Source organism: Aquisalimonas lutea (genome assembly GCF_030409225.1).
GTDB classification, from domain to species: domain Bacteria; phylum Pseudomonadota; class Gammaproteobacteria; order Nitrococcales; family Aquisalimonadaceae; genus Aquisalimonas; species Aquisalimonas lutea.
The window spans coordinates 1,356,272-1,374,076 of sequence record NZ_JAUFPK010000001.1; the positions used below are offsets into that span (position 1 = coordinate 1,356,272).

The window sequence follows — 17,805 nt, forward strand, 5'->3', positions numbered from 1 at the left end:
GAACGGAGCGGCCACGTCAACGGCGACAGGCACCATCCGTACCACGGAGGCTAGGTCGCCGCCCGGGCGCGTGCAATCCGTGCGCGCGCTCGGGCCACTGTTTGCCGGAGGCGATGCCGGGTGACATTCCTTATGTCGTAGGCCGGTTGCATGCTGGTCCCGGGCTCGATGGTGGATGCCCGCGAGATCGGGAGGTGTGCATGAAGGCGCTGACGAAGGCGCGAGCAAAGACGGAGCGATCCCTCCGGGAGATTTGCTTGCAGCCCGGGCAGGGAACGGAGAAACACTACGCCAAACTACTGGCGCGGCTGGTTCGTCGTTTTGCTGAGGAGTATGAACGCGCTTGGTATGAGGACTGGTCTTTATTCTACAGCTTTCTGGTGCAATGGGCAGAGGGGCTTGCTCCGGCGAGCTGGATGAGCTACCGGTGTGCGTTGAGGCATTACCAGCGCTTTGACGCGCCGCAGTGGTTCGTCGATGCACTCTACGAGATCAAGGCGCAAGGGTCGTCTCGCGGGGTGATAAAAAAGCTCCCGGACGCCGACCTTGAAAGACTGACCAAGGCGGTTGAGGCCTCGCCGCGGAGTCAATTCTGGGTACGGTATGCGATGATCTGGCTCGTGATTGGCCGCGCCACGGGGTTGCGACCCAGGGAGTGGTGGGGGGCATACCAGTGTGGACCCGACTGGCTGTGCTGCCCCAATGCGAAGTATCGCGAACGGCTGTCCGAGCGCAGTACCGAGCGCGCGTTCGGACCGTATCGTCATTTGTACATTGGGGAGCTGTCGACGGATGTGCGCGGGAAGATCACGGCTTTTCTCGACGACGTCGTTCGCGAATACGACGCGGACAAGGCAGAGAAACAGGCCGCGCAGGCGTTGAACCGGCTCCAGAAGCGCGAGTGGCCGCGGCGCACAATGACGTACTGTCTTTACTCGGCGCGCCATCAGTTCGCCGCAGACGCGAAGGCGGCCGGATTCTCCCCGATCGAGATTGCGGCGATGATGGGCCACGCCTCGGCCGAGACGGCGATGATCCATTACGGCAAGAAGCGATCCGGCCGATCAGGCGGCTGCCTGGTGGTACCCCATGTGGACGACGTCGCGGCAGTGGCTCGACTCAATCCTGCCTACTGCCCGGGGGCACAGCCGGACTCGAGCGGGGTCAAGGGGCCGGCCACGGCATGAGCGGTGGGAGCGATTGTGGTGTGGCAAAGGCAACCGGGTGCGCCGCGGCGCGGACGCAGGGTCGAGCCGATTGGATGGCTTGGCGCGCGCTACGAGGGATGGTGGCCAGCAGTGGTGCAAGGCACGGGGTGTCGTTCACGGTGAGCTTGGCCTCGGCGGGCAGAATCAATCATCGCCCCGGGCTCTGCGGGCTAGAACAAAGCACAGCGAAATCGGGCCCGTGGCGGCCTCTGTCGCAGGCGCTTGAGGCCGTGCTTGGAGCGAGGTAAGTAACAAGCAACAGAATGGGGGCGTCAGGCGCTCCTCGTTATTTTACCCCCTCGTGAGTGAGGTGTCCCTGTAACGGAGTGCCTCGGCCCGCTGAACGCCGGGGCGATGCAGGGAGCGATCGGGCGGAGGCCATCCGCCCGGCCAAGCTCGCGCGGCCATGGTGAACGCTGCCCCAATGCCGCTTCCGCATCCCGGTATTGTTCCTGCGGCTTTGGATTCTTGTCTACAGCGGCCCGCGATGCTTGTTATGCGCGGTTGAGTGCATTCGAAGCAATGGCTTCCGGTGGTCATGTGCCTACCCCAGTGCCATCAGTCTTCTGTGCGTTGGATGAGGCAAGGGAACGGAAGACTCCATCGGCTTGAGTCACTCCGGAACCCGGCGGGATAAGCCGGAATCCGATGATCGGGACGAAAGCCCGAGAGTGTGGGTGAGCGCGGCGTACCCGTTCTGAGGGGTGAAGGTGGGTTGACATGCCTGACGGGCCCCAGTGGAGCCAGCGAGTGATCCCGTCTGATCGGGGTAAGGTGGAGAGCGCTTTAACGGTGCTCCTCTGGGTTACGCCACTCGGCATAGGCGCGAAGCTTGAGCGCGTACTGCTCCATACTGTGATCGCTCGCGCCGGCTCGACCTCGCGTGGCGATCCAGCGCAGCAGGGTGGTTTTGACGCGCCAGAAGATATTCGGGCTGCGCTTGACGAGCCGGGCGGCGGGGGCAGGTGTGGTGCCGGTGTTCGAATCAACGGGCCCGGGCCGGAGGAAGACCAGATCGCCGAAGTGGGTGTAGCCAACGAAGCGCTTGCGGATCCATTCGCTGATCTCGAAGGTGCCGTTGATCGGGATGACCCGCAGACCCGCGAGCACGAAGTTCAGCCCATAACCGAAGGGGATGCGGGCGACCGCGTCGGCGCCGTGGACGATCCGGTAGACGGGTGTTTTCACTGTGTAGAAGAACGCGTCATCGGCGACCCGCGGGCAACCAAAGGTGTAGGTTGCCCCTGCGCCGTCGGAGCCGAGATAGCGCGTCGCGACCAGGGCGAGCGCTCCACCGAGCGAGTGCCCCGTGAAGTAGACGGGAAGTCCCTGGTGCTCCGCGAGTGCCTTGCGGATGCGCTCACCGACCCGATCGAACGCCTCCTGGAAGCCGGCGTGGATGCGCCCACCGTCGGGTGCGGCAACCAGGTTGGCTTTGATGTCGGTGACGATATCGGCCACCGATGGCTGCGTACCCCGAAAAGCGACCACGAGCATGCCCTCGAACGTGTCGGTGGCCTCGAGGCGGATGATCACGCCCTCGGTGCCGTCGATGGCAAAGCCGTCGAGGAGCTGGAAGCCGCCCTCACGCAGCGCGGATTCGATTGGGCTATCATCCTCGCTCCCGTGCTCCCGGGCGCGTCGCAGTAGCGCGGCGAGGGCATCATCATCGACCCCGCCCCGAACGGCCTCGCGGAGTTCCTGGACCAGGGCACCCGTGTCGCGCTCGGCGGGCAAGGGTTCGTAAACGAGGCGGCACACCTCGGCGAGGATCCACGCGGTGCGATCGGAGTAGGCCGCCCGTTTGACTGGCGGGCATTGGAGAATCCGAGGCGAGTCGAAATAGTCTGCCATCGTTAGCGATCCTTCAGTGCGATCTGTCACGCTCTCTGCCGGCGACCCGGGGCACGCCAAGCTCACCCACGGTACCGTAAAACCGCCGAGGGGCCAGGGTGAGGCCGGCGGTGGCCGCCTAACGTGGCCCGTACCAGTTCCCTTCCGGGAAATACCGCAGCTTCCGCTCGGCGGCTTCACCGGAGAACGCCTGCCGGAAGAACGTGGCGAGCTTGTCGTTTTTCTCCGCCGGTTCCGCAAACGGCGAGTGCGAGTCCTTCACGTGGGCGGCGTTGGTGAGGTTGATGTAGTGGGCATGGCGGCTGGTTAGGTCCTTGGCGTAGTGGCCGAGGCGGGCGAGCTGGTCGGAGCCGAGCTTCAGCCGGGAGGCGTTCAGCGCCCGGTCGTCCTCGTTGATGGTGATAAATAGGCGCTTGCGAAAACGGATCGTGTCCACCCAGTCCTCGTGATCGAGGTGATTGGTGTCCGCCTGGCACAGCACGACATTGTCGAACAGCAGTGGATTGCCTTCGTTGGCGGTGCTCTTGAGCATGTGCTTGAGCAGATAGTTGCCCATGCTGTGGTACATCGCATTGATCGTGAACGGACACTGTTTCTCGACCAGTTGCGCGTAGCGGGCTTCCCGCGCTTCGGGGTTGTCCGGGTGCTCTTTCTTGGCCTTCTCGCGGAGCCTGTCGCGATCGCCCCGGGTGATGAGATCGAAGCGCTCGTGCATGATCTTGATCGCTCGCTCCAGGGCACCGGCGGAGGCGCGGGCGGTGCGCTTGTCGGCCTTGTAGTTGAGCGTGCCCTCGATGCCGCCGCCGAGGGCGGGCCAGGAGAAGGCGAGGACCTCGACACCAAAGCGCTGCTGCAACTGGTGTGCGGCCTCGAGGACGTCGCGCATTTCGTTGTTGTAGCCGTGTACGAACAACAGCAGGTCGCTCTTGTTGTCCCGGATTCGGCGGAAGATCTCGCAGGCGGCCTTGAGACTGCCGTATTGCGGCGCGTCGCTCTCGATGGGCAGATGGAACTCGCGGATGAGGTTGTCCACCTCGACCTGCGAGAGCTGGTCATCGACGAACTCCACCGACCAGCCGGGGCCGTGCTTGTTCACCTCGGCGAGGCGCAGCTCGTTGTTCCCTTTCGCGTTCGGCCGCCCGCCGAACTGCGCAACTCCGGTCGTCGACTCATCGACATGGCGGTTCGTGACAACGTACATGGCGCCTCCGATCACGCGTTCTCGTTGGGAGCGCCGCGATGTTGGGCTGCGGCGCCCCCAGTCCCGGCAGCTAGTTTCCGTTGCCGAAGCTCGCACCATCGACCGGCAAACCGGACAGGCGAATGATGGTGGCGAGCGTCCACGCCCCGGGGTCCTGGGTGATGCCATCAATGGCGAGCAGCGGCTCGTTCTCCGGGCGCCAGCGGGGATGGCGGTTGCAAAAGGAGTTGCCATCGCCCTTGAGAAGGCCCGCGAAAGTCGCGCAGACGATCAGCGAGCCCAGCGAGCCGAGCCGCGAGCCTCCTCCCTCCGTCTGCGCTTCCTTGAGGAGGTAGTACCAAAGCGCCGGGATGTCGTCGTCGTCGAGCTCGAGGGGCTCGAGGCCGAAATAGCGGGCAAGATCCGGCCCCGAAGGCAGGTCATAGCTCACGCCGCGGAGCAGATTGCGGGCGGCGAGGACGTTGTCGATCGACGCCGGCTCGTCGGCGTTTTCCGGGAGGAACGCAAGGGCGTTTGCGAGCTTGGTGTCGATCTTGCGGGTGTGCTGCGGGAACGGCCCTGACGAGGAGCTCATTTGCAGGAACCAGTCCCATTGGACTACACGTCGCTCGCTCAGTCCCCGGAAGCCGCGCAGGTCGTCCGGCGGGTTGGCCGTGGTGTCGAAGATCGGGATAAAGACACCGAAGCCGGCCTCGGGGCCGACATTGGTCTGATAGCTGTTGCGCACCATGGAGTGGCCGAAGCGGTAAGCCGCCACGGAGAACTCCACCGGCATGTAGGGCTGATGCTTCCAGTTGTAGACCCCAGGGTAGCCGAGCACCCATTCGCCGTGGCCGCCGGGGTGGTTGTCCAGCCGGAAGGCGTGCTCGTGGATGGCGGCGTTGGTGATGCGGCCGACAAAGTCGTGCCAGACCACCCACTGGTAGAGCCATTGGAGTACGCGCCGCGCCTCCTCAAAAGGCTGGTCGTAATGGAGCTCCCGCGCCTTTCGCACGAGCCGGTTGTGGGCAAGCAGGAACGCGAGCTGGAGTTGCGCGACGATGGCATTCTCATCGTTGCGCATATCGCCAATGATGGCGGTGGCGTTGGCGATCCGGGGCAGGTCGGGGCGCTGAGTGCCGTCGATTGACCCTGTCAGCAGTGCGTCCCTATCACCGCTGTAGAGGTAAGGCTGATCCGCCGGGCCGCGGCCGTAGACACTGTCGAGGTCCAGGCGGGGCGTGCGGAAGTTCAACAGCCCATTCGGATCCAGCCGCCGACTGGTAAGCCCCGTTGGATCAAACGTGATGTCATGGTCGATGAATTGGCCGAAATACGTGTAGCCAGCCGGAAGGTCGGAGTCGAATCGATTATCGAGATCGGTGCGTATTGTCTCGTCACTGCTGATCTGGCCGGGGGTTTTGCCCGGTGCCTCCGTCATGAAATTCGCGGTGAAATCCTTGAAGTAGTCTTTGAGGTGATCATCGCTGACCCCGTCGGGACGCCAGCCCGCAAGCCCGGGTGCGATCCGCCCGAACGGGCCCTGATAGTGCTTCGAGCGCGGCGCTACGATCTCGATTTTTTGTGCATGGGACATGATCTGGAACCCCCGTTTGGGAACACATTCGTCGGAAATACGCCATCCACTTTCCTCTGCGTGCCGGAAGGAATGGCGAACGCATTCTGGGTGGGATCCCTGAAACGAAATATAGTTAAGCGGTCGTCAAGATCAAGGCCGATTCGCGAACAAAATCAATAGCAATGCCTTGATACCTGTGCGCTGCCGGCATGCTGTCCTGTGGAATCAGCGTGGAAGCCGTTGTCCGTGTGCTGGGGCGGGACATGCATCGCAAACGAGAGCCTTGGAGAATCGAATAATGAACTTGCTGATGGCTCAGGGTCAGAAGGCGCCAGCATCGCTCCATGAGTTTGCTACCCAGGCCGCCTTCTGGCGGACCAAGAAGATCTGGGGAGTTCTTCCCAGGGCGACACGCACTGGCTTTTGCGTGCGCGGGCACTGACTGTACCCATGGGTGCAGTCCTCGAACCGAGCATGCGAGGCAGTGCGTAATCGTACAAACAGGGCCTCAGCTCCACCGTTATGAATGAGCATCTAGGGGTGGATCTGTTCGAGTAGCGCACCCGCTGTATCTGCTGCACTGAGAATTCGTTGTACCCGCGGGTACAGGTGCGTTTTCGGGAAGAGGTGACGCTGGCCATAGCGGCGGTTGGCAGACCGTACTCCCTTAGTATTGGGGCAGGATTGGCGGCGTGTACGCATGGGTACAGAGCCCGGCCGCCCTCGCGTCGGAACCGACGGGAAGAGTCGGCCAGGGGTGCTGTACCCGCGGGTACACTTTCCTGCTGGCGTTGACATTGCGGTGCGATATCACGGCGCATACTGGATTCCGTAGAACCGGGAGTTGTAGCTGAAGCCTGCTCCGCCGGCCGGTGTGTTGCGTTGCTGACCTACGGCGATCGCCGAGTATGTAGCGCCCTTCAGTCGTAGCCTGGCTATGCAGGAAGTACCTCGTCGGACTTGACGGGAGGCAGGCGTCTGCGTGGATCCTTGTGGCTGTACCCATGGGTACAGGGGCGATGGTTCGCGGCCCCGAGATTGAGCCCATAAACCGGCCAGCCCGCTCGATGTGCCCGCGCAAGCGGGTGATACAGGCGACCGAACACGCGGTGCTGGCAGTCCAGCCTTGTGCAATCGATCACACCGACTCCACCTTTGTACCCGCGGGTACACGCCCTCCGGGCGGTCACAGGCTTTAGCCTATAGCAACCCCGACCTTGTGAGGGCCGGGTTGCCTCCCTCCCGCCTGTTCTCCGTCGAATCCTCATGGTGTCGACCAAGCGTTGCTATACTTGAGTGGTAAATCGACCGGTTTCGGGGGTTTGTGATGGAAAGCCCGCAGGAAATCCAGAGCTATGAGGCTCGTGCCCACTGGAGCGAGATCATCGAGCGGGTGAGTTCCGGGCAGAGCTATATCATCCGGAAGCACAATCGCTCCCTTGCTGTGCTCATCCCCATTGCGCAATGGCAGGCGGTCATAAACGAGGCATACTCGCCGAGCTCCGATGAGTTCGCCTGTCTTGTCGAAGAGCTCAATGAGAGCAATGCTCGCACTGAAGCCTCGCTCAACAAGGCGTTCAAGGAGCTTGCCGCGACCCGGACGTTTTTGCTCGAGGCCAAGCGAGCGCGTGAAGAGGACGAGGCCGCCGAAGAGCGTGCACGCGAGCAGGGCCGCCGCGAGATGGAAGCCCTCCTCGGCTAGGGCGCGAGTCGATAGATAACACAAGGACCTCAGCCGATGCGTTCTCAGGCGTTCGAGGCCGTTCAGAAGGCGCTGTTAAACAACGAGCGCATCTACCGGCTATCGAACGACCTTGCTCAGCAGGTGCAAGCCCGCGGCCTCGTGCCGGATTCAGGCGAATTGGGGTTTCATTCAGCGTTTTCCGGTCCTGTCGGCCCTCGGCTCAGTGGGCGTGCGGAGTCGCTTCCAAGGCGATTTTTAGTGCCTGTAGAGGGCGGCAGGTCCCTGCTCGAAGCGGACTTGGAGAATTGGCGATCCGCTTCCTCCGTGGGCGGCAGGGCAGGACAGTCTGGCGTATTCTGGGCGGACTCCCGACGATGAAATATAGTTGGGCAGGCGTCAGGATCAAGGCGGACGACGAACAAACGCATCGACCCGGTTTGACGAACGACATCCGGCTTCGAGAGCCGTGCATGGGAGCGTATTCGGGACTGCGTCGTCGCCGTTTCGGTGCCTGTTCCGTCGCGATCCAACGACCGGCCGTAGCCAGGCCACGGGCCAAGTCGCGGAATAGGTCAACCTGAGGCGATGTCATGACACACAACTTGGGAGCGTTCTTCGATGAGGGCGGCTACGTTATGGCCGACAAGCTGGTCAGTGAGCTCCATATTACGAAGACGGAGCTTGCGGGTGCGATCGGGCTGAGCCGGGCGGCGCTCACGCGTCGGGATCGCCTCGGCAGCGTGGCGACCCAGCAGCGTTTGCGTCAGGTGACAGAGATTCTCACGCGGATCGAACCCTGGGCTGGGTCGTTGGGTGCAGCGTGGGCCTGGTACCGCTCGTATCCGATCCCGCCGCTTGGCAACCTCACGGCCGAGGAGCTGGTCGTGGCCGGGCGAGCAGGCGAGGTGCATGACTACCTTGCCCACATTGCCGAAGGCGGGTACGCATAAACACGCTCTTCCTTGAATCAAAGCCGAGAATCGATGGTGCTGCGGATCGATGGCGATCGGGCCGAGGGGGTCGTCCATCGTGTCCACCACGCCAACTCGGCGTTCTCCACGAGCACCGAGGCAAGCGCAACATCCTGGGGGTGGGCTGCTGCAATTGCCGAAGGGATGTCGTGCTCGATACCAGTGAGCGCATTGAGACGGCCCTGGCTTTTGGCGCGGCAGGGGATTGCCGAAGACCCGGCCATTGGCGCTTTGCGCCTACGAGGTCGATTACGGCCCAGTCGCGGACATGCCCCACCCGATGGCGGGGACTTCGCCACCTGTATCGCGACCTGTGACCCGGCGAGCACTCGAAGAGGCGAGTAAAAACTCCGGCTGTACGGCAGTCCGCGTTCGTGTGGCGTGATTGACGACTTCATCGCGCCATCCGCGGGTCTGGATTGATGTACAAGACGAGAGTCCCATCGAGTGACGATTGGGCACGGTCGCGCGGATGTCGTATAGTCGTGACTAGAGGGAATAGTCATGGTGGAAGCATGAGCGAAAAGCAGGTAACGAAGTCCGAGTTCAAGGCCAGGGCGCTTGAGTATTTCCGGCAGGTGGAAGTCTCGGGCGAACCTGTTGTGGTCACCGACCGGGGCCAGCCAGCAGTCGAGATCCGCCGCTATCGCGCCGACCAGCGCTCGCCGTTGGAGAAACTCCGGGGGAGCGTGGCGGAGTTCAAGGACCCGTTGGCCCCGGTGGCCGAGGATGACTGGGAGGCGTTGGATTGATCGTTCTCGACACCCACGCTCTCATCTGGTGGGTCAACGGTGACGGTCAGCTCTCCAGGAGTGCCCACACGGCGATGGAGGCCGAGCAGGCAACGGAGATGGGCGTCATCCTGGTGTCGGCGATCTCGGCCTGGGAAATCGGAATGCTCGTGGCCCGCGCGCGTTTGGCACTGACCATGAGTGTGGATGACTGGCTCGATACGGTTGCAAGCATCGACGGCCTCCGATTTGTGCCGGTGGACAATCGCATTGGTGTCGAGTCCACGCGCCTACCAGGCGCGTTTCACAAAGACCCGGCGGATCGCATGATCGTCGCCTTAGCGAGGCACTTCAATGCCCCGCTCGTCACGGCGGATGACAAGATCCGGGCATACAAGCACGTCCGGACGATCTGGTAGGGGGGTGTAGTCCGCCGTGGAGGCAAGGGGGCGCGTCACCTCTCGACAAGGAGACCGCCATGAAGGTCTGGGAAGTTCAGAGTCACTGGGGGATTGACGCGCTCACCGCAATCGACCGGGCTGCGCCGGTGCCGGGTTCCGGGGAGATCGTGGTGCGCATGCGAGCGGCTTCGGTGAACTACCGAGACCTCCTCACCGTCCAGGGGCAGGGCGTGGGCAATGAGCTGCCGCTAGTTCCCTTTTCCGACGGTGCCGGTGAAGTCCTGGAAGTTGACACAGGTGTGACCCGTGTAGCACCCGGCGATCGGGTCTGTCCGATGTTCTTCCCGTCCTGGATCGACGGCGGGCCTACAGCCGAGAAGCGCAGCGATCCCCTGGGCGGCCCGCGGCCCGGGGTGCTCCAGGAAGAAATGGTGCTCGATGCCGAGGCCGTGGCACCGGTCCCGGAGCACCTGTCGATGATCGAGGCCGCGACCCTCCCCTGCGCGGCGCTCACCGCCTGGCGCGCCCTGGTCGTCGAAGGGGGATTGCAGGCGGACGAGACCGTGTTGCTGCAAGGCACCGGTGGCGTGGCCACGTTCGCGCTGCAGTTCGCCAAGGCCCTAGGGGCGCGGGTGATCGTGATCTCGAGCAGCGACGAAAAACTCGAGCAGGCCCGCGGGCGGGGCGCCGACCATCTCATTAACTACCGAACGACCCCGGAGTGGCAGGATGCCGCGCTGGAGGTCACGGGTGGCGCCGGGGTGGATCACATCCTGGAACTCGGTGGCCGGGAGACGATCAATCGCTCCCTGCAGGCGGCGCGGGTTGGAGGGAAGGTGCTGATCATCGGGGTGCTCTCCGGCTTCTCCCAGGAGATCGCCATGCGCTCGATCTACGGCAAGAACCTGCGGCTCATTGGCCTGTCCGTAGGCAGTCGGGCGCATTTCGAGGCGATGACGGCTTTTGTCGAGCGCCACCGCATCCATCCGGTCATCGACACCGTGCTGCCGTTCGATTCCGTGCCGGCCGCGCTGCTGCGCATGCAATCCGCCAGGCACATCGGCAAGATTTGCCTAGACTTCACGATTTAGCGCTGAGGCCGCGTGCGAGGACCTTTGTCGTGGAATATTGCGGCGCAGGATTGACGGACGTTCTGGTGGTATCTATTTATTCGACATAGTGTCCGACAAACGGACAAAGCGACAACGTGGCGCGAGCTGGCAGATGTCCTTGCAGGGAGGAACGCGTGGCGAACGCTGATGAGCTGGGGTTAAGCAAGGTCAATGTCGCGTCGGCCTACGAGCAGGTCTTCAGGGAGCTCGAGGGGCGAATTCTGGACGGACGGCTACGGGCCGGCGACCAATTGCCGACGGAGATGGACCTCGCGGAACGGTTCGAGGTCAATCGCTCCACTGTGCGCGAGGGCATCCGCCGTCTGGAAAGCGAAGGCCTGGTGCAACGATTAGGGCGCCGGCGGTTAGTGGTAACACTGCCCCGGCACAGCGATCTGACGCCGCGAACCTCCCGGGCGCTGGTTATGCACCAGGTCACTTTCCGCGAGCTATGGCACGTGGCTCTTGCCATGGAGCCCCTGGCAGCGCGGCTGGCTGCGTTCCACGCCACGCCGAAGGACCTCGAGGCGCTATCGGCGAACCTGGAGGCAACGGCGCAGGTAATCGATCGGGGCGAGTCCCCGGCGGCTCTGGATACCGAGTTCCAGTCGCTGGTGGCCGAGGCCGCCCGCAACCGGGCGTTGAGTCTGTCGCGGGAGCCCATCGGCCTGCTGTTACGACCCGCGCTGGAGGCGCTGATTCCACTGCTGCCACAAGCGGGGCCACGACTGCTCGAGGCACACCGGGAAGTCTATGACGCCATTCGCGTGGGCGACGGCGAGCGCGCCTTCGAGTGGATGTACAAGCACGTCATCGACTTCCAGCGTGGCTACGAACTCGCGCAGTTGCCACTCGATGAGCCGGTGAGCATGCCGGATGCCGAGTGCGATGCACGCGCACCACAGCGCGACCCTGACGTCGTGTCCGCCAGCCTGCAAGTACACGGAGGAGGCCGCACATGTGGCTAAGCGACGCGTTCCCTCCCATGCGGCGGGAGAACCACTACGGCGACCGCGTCATTCGCTGCTTCCAGGACCGGCCGCCGAACCTTAACTGCCTGCTACCGGAGGCGCTATCGCGCTCCACAAGTGGTGAAGCGCTGGTACACGATCGCCTGCGGCTGACATACCGGGATCTGGATGAGCGGGTTGCCCGCGTAGCCGCCGGTCTCGCAGCTCATGGTATCGGGGTGGGCGATCGCGTGGCACTCATTCTCGATAATGGTGCCCCCTTTGTTGAGCTCGTACTAGCCGCGTGGCGGCTTGGCGCCGTGGTGGTTCCCATGAACACGCGGGACCAGAAGCCCGGCTATCAGCACATGCTGTCGGATTCCGCGGCCCGTCTGGTGGTCTACGAGCAAGCGCTGCGGGATCGCCTACCCTCGGAGGCGGACGCGCCGGGGCTCAAGCACCGGCTGTGCGTGACTGCGACGCCCAGTGAACCGTCCTATGAAGCCCTTTTCGAGCACGGTGAGCAGACCGATACCGCCGAGGTCGACGAGGAAGACACGGCAGCGATTCTTTATACGTCCGGTACAACCGGCAAGCCGAAGGGCGCAATGCTGACGCACTTCGGCATCATTCACTCGCTCATGCACTTCGAATGGGGCATGGGGCTCGGCCCCGGCGACCGTTCTCTCATTACCGTGCCCATGAGCCATGTCACGGGGCTGGTCGCGCTCATCGGCACGGCCCTCCGTGCTGCCGGCACACTTGTTATCCAGCGCGAGTTCAAGGCGTCACGTTTCCTGGAGCTGGCGGCCCGCGAGCGCATGACCCACACCATTCTGGTGCCGGCCATGTACAACCTGTGCCTGCTCGACCCGGAGTTCGACCACTACGATCTCTCCGAGTGGCGGATCGGTGGCTACGGCGGGGCTCCCATGCCGGAGGTCACGATCAACACACTGGCGGAGAAGCTTCCGCACCTCCAGCTCATGAACGCCTACGGCGCCACCGAGACCACGTCACCGGCGACCATGATGCCACCGGCGTACACAGCCGGCCGCGGTGACAGTGTCGGTGCGCCACTGCCGTGCGCAGAGGTCGCGGTCATGGATGATGCCGGGAGAGAGCGCCCGGCGGGGGAGTCCGGCGAGGTCTGGATCCGCGGGCCGATGGTGGTCCCGGGCTACTGGAACAACGAGGCGGCCACGGCGCGAGAGTTCATTGGCGGCTTCTGGCGCTCCGGCGACATCGGGAGCATGGATGCCGACGGGTTTCTGTACGTGTTCGACCGCAAGAAGGACATGATCAACCGCGGTGGCTACAAGGTGTTCACCACCGAGGTGGAGAACGTACTGCTCGCACATCCGGCAGTGGTGGAGGTGGCCGTCGTGGGTCAGCCCTGCCCGGTCTTGGGCGAGCGCGTGCACGCGTTCGTCATCACGGGGGAGGCCGAAGTGAGCAGCGAGGTGCTCCGGCGGCACTGCACGGAGGCTCTTTCGGACTACAAGGTTCCCGAGGGGTATACGTTCCGCAGCGAGCCGTTGCCGCGGAACCCCAACGGCAAAGTGCTCAAGCGCGCTTTGCGGGACGAACTGACGGTTTCCGTCAGCAATGGAGGGGGCGCGCAGGGACGTGCGTAATCGCGACGCCGTGATCACACGGCGGGATGCCCGTGCCCGATAACGATACACGCCCGCAGCGGCGAGGAGGAGAAGGACATGATCAAGCAAACCCTGCAATCGGCTGCCGGAGCCGTTGCCATCGTGGCGCTGAGTCTTGGCAGTGTGTCCGCCCAGAATCTCACCATTTCGGCGGGACTGGCTAAGCACCATTTCTGGGTCGGCGCCCACATGGACGAATTCGCCGATCGCGTGGAAGAGAACACGGACATTTCCTTCACCCGCTACTATGCCGGTGAACTGGTCTCCATTGGCGGTGAGCGCGACGCGCTGGACAGTGGCGTGATCGACGTCGCCGCGCCCCTTCTGGCCCCTTACCACGAGGGGCAGTTCCCGCTGTCCGACATCACCCAACTGCCGACCTACGGCACCGATTCGGAAATGGTGACCCGGGCATTCACGGCGCTGATGGACTCGGACCGAGAAATCACAGACGGCAAAACGTTCTACGACTACGAGATCGGCGACAAGGATCTGAAGGCTTGGGGGCTGGGCGCAACATCGGCGTATGTGATCTCCACCTCGGGGGAAGAGTTGCAGGAGCCGGACGACTTCTCCGGCATGCCCATGCGAGCCGGCTCCGCACTGCACACAGTGGTGCTCGAGCAGCTCGGGGTCACGCCAGTGACCATGCCGGCGGCCGAGGCGTATGGGGCGATGTCCCGCGGCACCATCGACGGCATCATTCTCTCGGTGGGTGACTGGATCTCGTACTCACTGGAGGAACTGCTCACCTACACCATTACCGACGTGGCGATCGGTCACTGGCAGAGCTATATCGCCATGACTGAAGAGCAATGGAACAGACTCTCTGAGGATCAGCGTGAGCACGTGGACCGTATCGCCAGGGACGTCACCCAAGCCAACGCCCAGCACATTGAAGAGCAGGACGCACAGGTCCGCGAGGACGCCGCGGCCGCCGGGGCCGAGTTCGTCCCGGTATCAGAGCTCTCCGAGGCAATGCAGAACCACATTGCCGACGCGGCCCGCCAGACCTGGATCGACTGGATCGAGGATCTGGAGAGTGACGGTCATCCCGCTCGCGAAACAGCACGCCTGTGGGCGGAGCTGATCATCGAGCAAGGGGGCGAACTCCCCGACGGCGTTGCCGATTACCTGGATCTGGACGTGTGATCCGTCGCAGCGCATAAGCGCCCGGGCGGTCCCCGTTGGAGCCCCGCCCGGGTTGTGATCCCTGGCCGGAGCGCGTTGATGGAACAAGATCTCATTGTCTGGACGGTTGCGTTCTGGTTCGTTCTGTTTCTCGTCCTCGGCCAGCACGTGGCCACAGTGCTGTTCGCCTCGGGAATAGTGGGGATCTATCTGTGGATCGGCCCGCAGGTGTTCGAGGGGATTATTGCGCGGGATATTTTTTATACGGCCTCCACGTATTCGCTGTCGCTGATTCCTCTGTACCTGCTCATGGCCCATCTTCTGCTGCGCGGTGGCGTGGTGGTCGACCTTTTCCGCGTCGGCTACCGGTTGGCCGGCTATCGCCGCTTTCCGCTGGGTGTGGCCACCGTCGTCTCGGGGGGACTGCTCGGCGCCGTCTCCGGCTCGGGAGCAGCGACATCCGCAGCGTTGGCCACGCTGGCCTCACCGCAACTCGAGACATTCGGCTATACCCGCCGCATGAGTGTCGCGCTCGCCGCCATCGCGGGATCGCTGTCCGCGATTATCCCGCCCAGTCTCATCATGATCATCTACGGCTCGCTGACCCAGGTCTCGATCGGTCACCTGTTCATCGGCGCGCTGCTGCCGGCGCTGGTCTGCATCGTCGTCTACATTCTGTGTCTGCGCATCTTCGGCGAGACCCGGGGCGACGCGGTGGACGGCCATGCCCCGGAAGGCGAGGACGACGCCCCGGAACAGGGCAGCTTGGGGGCATTTGCTTTCGTCCTTGTGTTGATGGCCGTGATCTTCGGGGGAATCTACGGCGGGGTCGTCACCGCCGGTGAGGCGGGTGCGCTGGGCGCATTCACCGCGCTGGTCGGCATGCTGGTGATGCGGCGGGTGGGAGTGCGCGATATCGCACATGCGCTGTCGGACTCCGTGAAGGTGACCGGCATGGTCATGATCATCGTGCTTGGCGCCCAGATCTTCGGTCGGTTTCTCTCCTACTCGCGAGTGCCTAGGGAACTGCTGGCAGCGGTGGAGCCGTTTTTGGGCAATCCGGAGATGGTCGTCGTGGCGCTCCTCGCGGCATTTTTCGTGTTTGGCCTGTTCCTGGAGTCGGCCGCGGTGATGGTGCTGCTGATTCCCATCATCATGCCGATTCTCGATGCCGCCGACATCAACCTCCTGTGGTTCGGGGTAATGGCGTGTTTCATGATCTCCCTCGGCCTGCTGACGCCGCCCGTTGGACTGTCGGCGTATGCGGCCTCGTCGGCGGCTCAGTTTCCGGTTGGGCCGGTTTTCCGGATCACGCTCGTGTTCGCGCTGTTCGCCGCGGTACTCGTGTCGGCGCTCATGGTCATGGTCCCGGAAATCGTGACCTGGCTGCCGGCTCACATTCGGTAATGGCTCCGGAGGTAACGTGAGATTCTGGACATGGATCACGCGGCTCGACTGGGGGCTGGCCTCGGTGGGGGCCGGTCTGTGCCTGCTGGCAATGATGCTGATCACGGTGATCAGTGTCTTCGGTCGCTACGTCCTTGGCATGAACCTGATCCCCGGATCCTACAACGTCGTCGAGCGCGTCCTCTTTCCGCTGATCGTCTTCTGGGCGCTCCCTCTGGCACACCGCGAGGACACGTTTCCGCGGCTTGGTTTCATCAGCGAGGCGCTGCCGCCGCGTGGGCGGGGGCTTGTGATGAGCGTGGTACTCACGGTGGAGACGGTGGTCTTCGTGGCGCTTCTGTACTACACGGGTGTCTTTGCCTGGGATGGCTATGTGGAAGGCCGCCAGGCACAGATCGGAAGCGACTACTGGCCAATCTATCCGGTGCTGGTAATGGTCCCTCTGGCATTCGGACTGATGCTTCTCGAAATGTTCCGTCAACTCGGCCAGAATGTGATTCGCGCTGTTACGGGACGTCCGTGAGCGGCGGGATAGCGGGGCCGACGCGAAGTAAAGCACACTCCTGCGCTCGTGACGGACTGGCCGATAATGCCGCTAAGCGATCCATGAGCCGCACCTCCCCGATGCCAACTCTCGGCCGTAGGCTTTGTACTCGGTTCCACGGCGGCATTGCCGCCGTTTGCGGGCAGGTTCTTCTTCCTAATTCGCTATCCCAAGAAAAAGGGCAAGGGAACGATCGACTGCAAGCATCGCTTCTGCACTGAGCGACCCGAAAACCGCCCCGATCTTCTCCCTGGACACGGTCACTGCCTTGTCGACCATCACCTGCGAAGGGGTGCGGAGATTACTGTCGCTATCTATTGCTACCTCGATGCGGAATAAGGGAGTATCCCCAAAGTATCTTGTCACCGGGAGCACCGTAGCGGACGGATGCTCATCGAAGAAGTCGGATTGAACGACGACGGCAGGGCGAGGTTTGCCGTAGTCACCAGAGACACCAACCGTTACCAGATCGCCGCGCTTCACCTCCAGCCTTGAGTGTCCGCCGCACGATCGACCCAGTTGAGTACGTCGTCTTCTTGCGGCTCGTCGCGAAGCATGGCGGACTGACGTCGCGCTTCCCCGGCAAAGGACGGACGCCGGGTGTCCGGTACCCATAATTGGATGGAGCGCAACCCAGCTTGCCGCATCGCGGCTCGCCGCTTTCTGACACGTTCGTTGGTGGATGCGGTCATGATGTGTGGAGCCTCGCATCAATCGTTACATGCAACAGTCTCGCATATGGACATTCCACGTTAACCGAGTGAATTCAGGGCGACGGCGCAGGTGTCTGGCATGGAGGATGTCCGGTCAGAGTATTCGAGGGTTTGCAGCCGTGCTCGAAAGCAGTGCCCGTAGCGGCTGTGCTTGTCCGCCGCAATTGGACTAGTTTGATACCTTCCGCGGAGCAATTAACATCGAGCCGCGTGAGTAATGCCCAGTAGCTCCGGCGCATAAGGCGAGGTGCGCCTTGTCGTTGAAGCCGCCGTACGCAGAGGACAAACCATGACCGAGGCCTCGTTTCGAACCGAGTAGGCTGGATCGAGCTAGTCCTCCAGCTCGATCTCTTCAGCGTAGTGCCTGCCCTCGCGGTACTCGAAATCGACCTCAACCCGTTGGTCGGCCCGAAGATCGCCGAACTGCCGTAGTCCATCGTCAAAATCCGTCTCTGCCGTTACGAAGAAACGAATTCCCTGCACCACGAAAGATTCCTGCCCACCGTCGACCGATTCGATCCGTCCTTCAAGATCATCGGCGGCCACTGGCAAGGACCACGCCAGTAGGCACAATCCCCCGATTCCAAGCCTAAAGGCACTCTTCACTGGAACACCTCCTTAGAATTCAATAAACGGAGGCTGGATATTGCCCGAACAGTTTACGCTGGAAATCTCCGCTTGG

At 63.0% G+C, this 17,805-nt stretch carries 17 protein-coding genes; 11 read left to right on the plus strand and 6 right to left on the minus strand.

Going from position 1 to position 17,805, the window contains the following annotated elements:
- Nucleotides 1–200: 200 nt before the first annotated feature.
- Nucleotides 201–1,187 carry a site-specific integrase gene (locus QWY84_RS06340; protein ID WP_290201624.1) on the plus strand — a complete coding sequence of 329 codons (987 nt, stop codon included), beginning with the start codon at nt 201–203 and terminating at the stop codon, nt 1,185–1,187.
- Between the two features lie 807 nt (nt 1,188–1,994).
- On the opposite strand, the gene QWY84_RS06345 is transcribed toward QWY84_RS06340, so the two are convergent.
- The 3 genes from QWY84_RS06345 to QWY84_RS06355 all read right to left on the minus strand — a co-directional run bounded on the left by QWY84_RS06345 (nt 1,995) and on the right by QWY84_RS06355 (nt 5,839).
- The gene (locus QWY84_RS06345) at nt 1,995–3,062 is read right to left on the minus strand and encodes a lipase family protein (RefSeq protein WP_290201625.1); all 1,068 of its coding nucleotides are present in this window, start codon (nt 3,060–3,062) and stop codon (nt 1,995–1,997) included.
- 118 nt (nt 3,063–3,180) lie between these two features.
- On the minus strand, nt 3,181–4,263 hold the full coding sequence (locus QWY84_RS06350) for an alpha/beta hydrolase (RefSeq protein ID WP_290201627.1): 1,083 nt from the start codon (nt 4,261–4,263) through the stop codon (nt 3,181–3,183).
- Nucleotides 4,264–4,333: 70 nt separating this feature from the next.
- On the minus strand, nt 4,334–5,839 hold the full coding sequence (locus tag QWY84_RS06355; protein WP_290201629.1) for a peroxidase family protein: 1,506 nt from the start codon (nt 5,837–5,839) through the stop codon (nt 4,334–4,336).
- A gap of 1,309 nt (nt 5,840–7,148) precedes the next feature.
- On the opposite strand from QWY84_RS06355, the gene QWY84_RS06360 reads away from it, so the two are divergent.
- The 10 genes from QWY84_RS06360 to QWY84_RS06405 all read left to right on the plus strand — a co-directional run bounded on the left by QWY84_RS06360 (nt 7,149) and on the right by QWY84_RS06405 (nt 16,389).
- Nucleotides 7,149–7,523: a type II toxin-antitoxin system Phd/YefM family antitoxin gene (locus QWY84_RS06360; protein ID WP_290201631.1), complete on the plus strand. Its 375-nt coding sequence runs from the start codon at nt 7,149–7,151 to the stop codon at nt 7,521–7,523.
- A 572-nt stretch (nt 7,524–8,095) separates the two neighbouring features.
- On the plus strand, nt 8,096–8,455 hold the full coding sequence (locus tag QWY84_RS06365; protein ID WP_290201633.1) for an XRE family transcriptional regulator: 360 nt from the start codon (nt 8,096–8,098) through the stop codon (nt 8,453–8,455).
- Nucleotides 8,456–8,991: 536 nt separating this feature from the next.
- Nucleotides 8,992–9,228: a type II toxin-antitoxin system Phd/YefM family antitoxin gene (locus QWY84_RS06370; protein ID WP_290201635.1), complete on the plus strand. Its 237-nt coding sequence runs from the start codon at nt 8,992–8,994 to the stop codon at nt 9,226–9,228.
- Nucleotides 9,225–9,626, plus strand: a complete 402-nt coding sequence (locus tag QWY84_RS06375) for a type II toxin-antitoxin system VapC family toxin (RefSeq protein WP_290201638.1) — start codon at nt 9,225–9,227, stop codon at nt 9,624–9,626. The genes QWY84_RS06370 and QWY84_RS06375 overlap by 4 nt, the downstream gene beginning before the upstream one ends.
- Nucleotides 9,627–9,685: 59 nt before the next feature.
- A complete protein-coding gene (locus QWY84_RS06380; protein ID WP_290201640.1) occupies nt 9,686–10,699 on the plus strand; it encodes a zinc-dependent alcohol dehydrogenase family protein in 1,014 nt (337 codons plus the stop codon).
- A 155-nt stretch (nt 10,700–10,854) separates the two neighbouring features.
- The gene (locus tag QWY84_RS06385) at nt 10,855–11,688 is read left to right on the plus strand and encodes a FadR/GntR family transcriptional regulator (protein ID WP_290201641.1); all 834 of its coding nucleotides are present in this window, start codon (nt 10,855–10,857) and stop codon (nt 11,686–11,688) included.
- On the plus strand, nt 11,679–13,307 hold the full coding sequence (locus QWY84_RS06390; RefSeq protein ID WP_290201644.1) for a class I adenylate-forming enzyme family protein: 1,629 nt from the start codon (nt 11,679–11,681) through the stop codon (nt 13,305–13,307). The genes QWY84_RS06385 and QWY84_RS06390 overlap by 10 nt, the downstream gene beginning before the upstream one ends.
- 78 nt (nt 13,308–13,385) lie before the next feature.
- Entirely contained in the window at nt 13,386–14,480 is a 1,095-nt protein-coding gene (gene dctP, locus QWY84_RS06395) for a TRAP transporter substrate-binding protein DctP (protein ID WP_290201646.1), read from the plus strand.
- A 78-nt stretch (nt 14,481–14,558) separates the two neighbouring features.
- Entirely contained in the window at nt 14,559–15,866 is a 1,308-nt protein-coding gene (locus QWY84_RS06400; RefSeq protein WP_290201649.1) for a TRAP transporter large permease, read from the plus strand.
- Nucleotides 15,867–15,882: 16 nt separating this feature from the next.
- Complete coding sequence (locus QWY84_RS06405; RefSeq protein ID WP_290201651.1) at nt 15,883–16,389, plus strand: TRAP transporter small permease; 507 nt, start codon at nt 15,883–15,885, stop codon at nt 16,387–16,389.
- Between the two features lie 177 nt (nt 16,390–16,566).
- Here QWY84_RS06405 and QWY84_RS06410 read toward each other — a convergent pair whose 3' ends face one another.
- The 3 genes from QWY84_RS06410 to QWY84_RS06420 form a co-directional block, all read right to left on the minus strand.
- Nucleotides 16,567–16,893 carry a type II toxin-antitoxin system PemK/MazF family toxin gene (locus tag QWY84_RS06410; protein ID WP_290201653.1) on the minus strand — a complete coding sequence of 109 codons (327 nt, stop codon included), beginning with the start codon at nt 16,891–16,893 and terminating at the stop codon, nt 16,567–16,569.
- The gene (locus QWY84_RS06415; protein ID WP_290201655.1) at nt 16,890–17,102 is read right to left on the minus strand and encodes an antitoxin MazE family protein; all 213 of its coding nucleotides are present in this window, start codon (nt 17,100–17,102) and stop codon (nt 16,890–16,892) included. The genes QWY84_RS06410 and QWY84_RS06415 overlap by 4 nt, the downstream gene beginning before the upstream one ends.
- Nucleotides 17,103–17,453: 351 nt before the next feature.
- A complete protein-coding gene (locus tag QWY84_RS06420; RefSeq protein ID WP_290201656.1) occupies nt 17,454–17,729 on the minus strand; it encodes a DUF5666 domain-containing protein in 276 nt (91 codons plus the stop codon).
- Between the last annotated feature and the right edge of the window lie 76 nt (nt 17,730–17,805).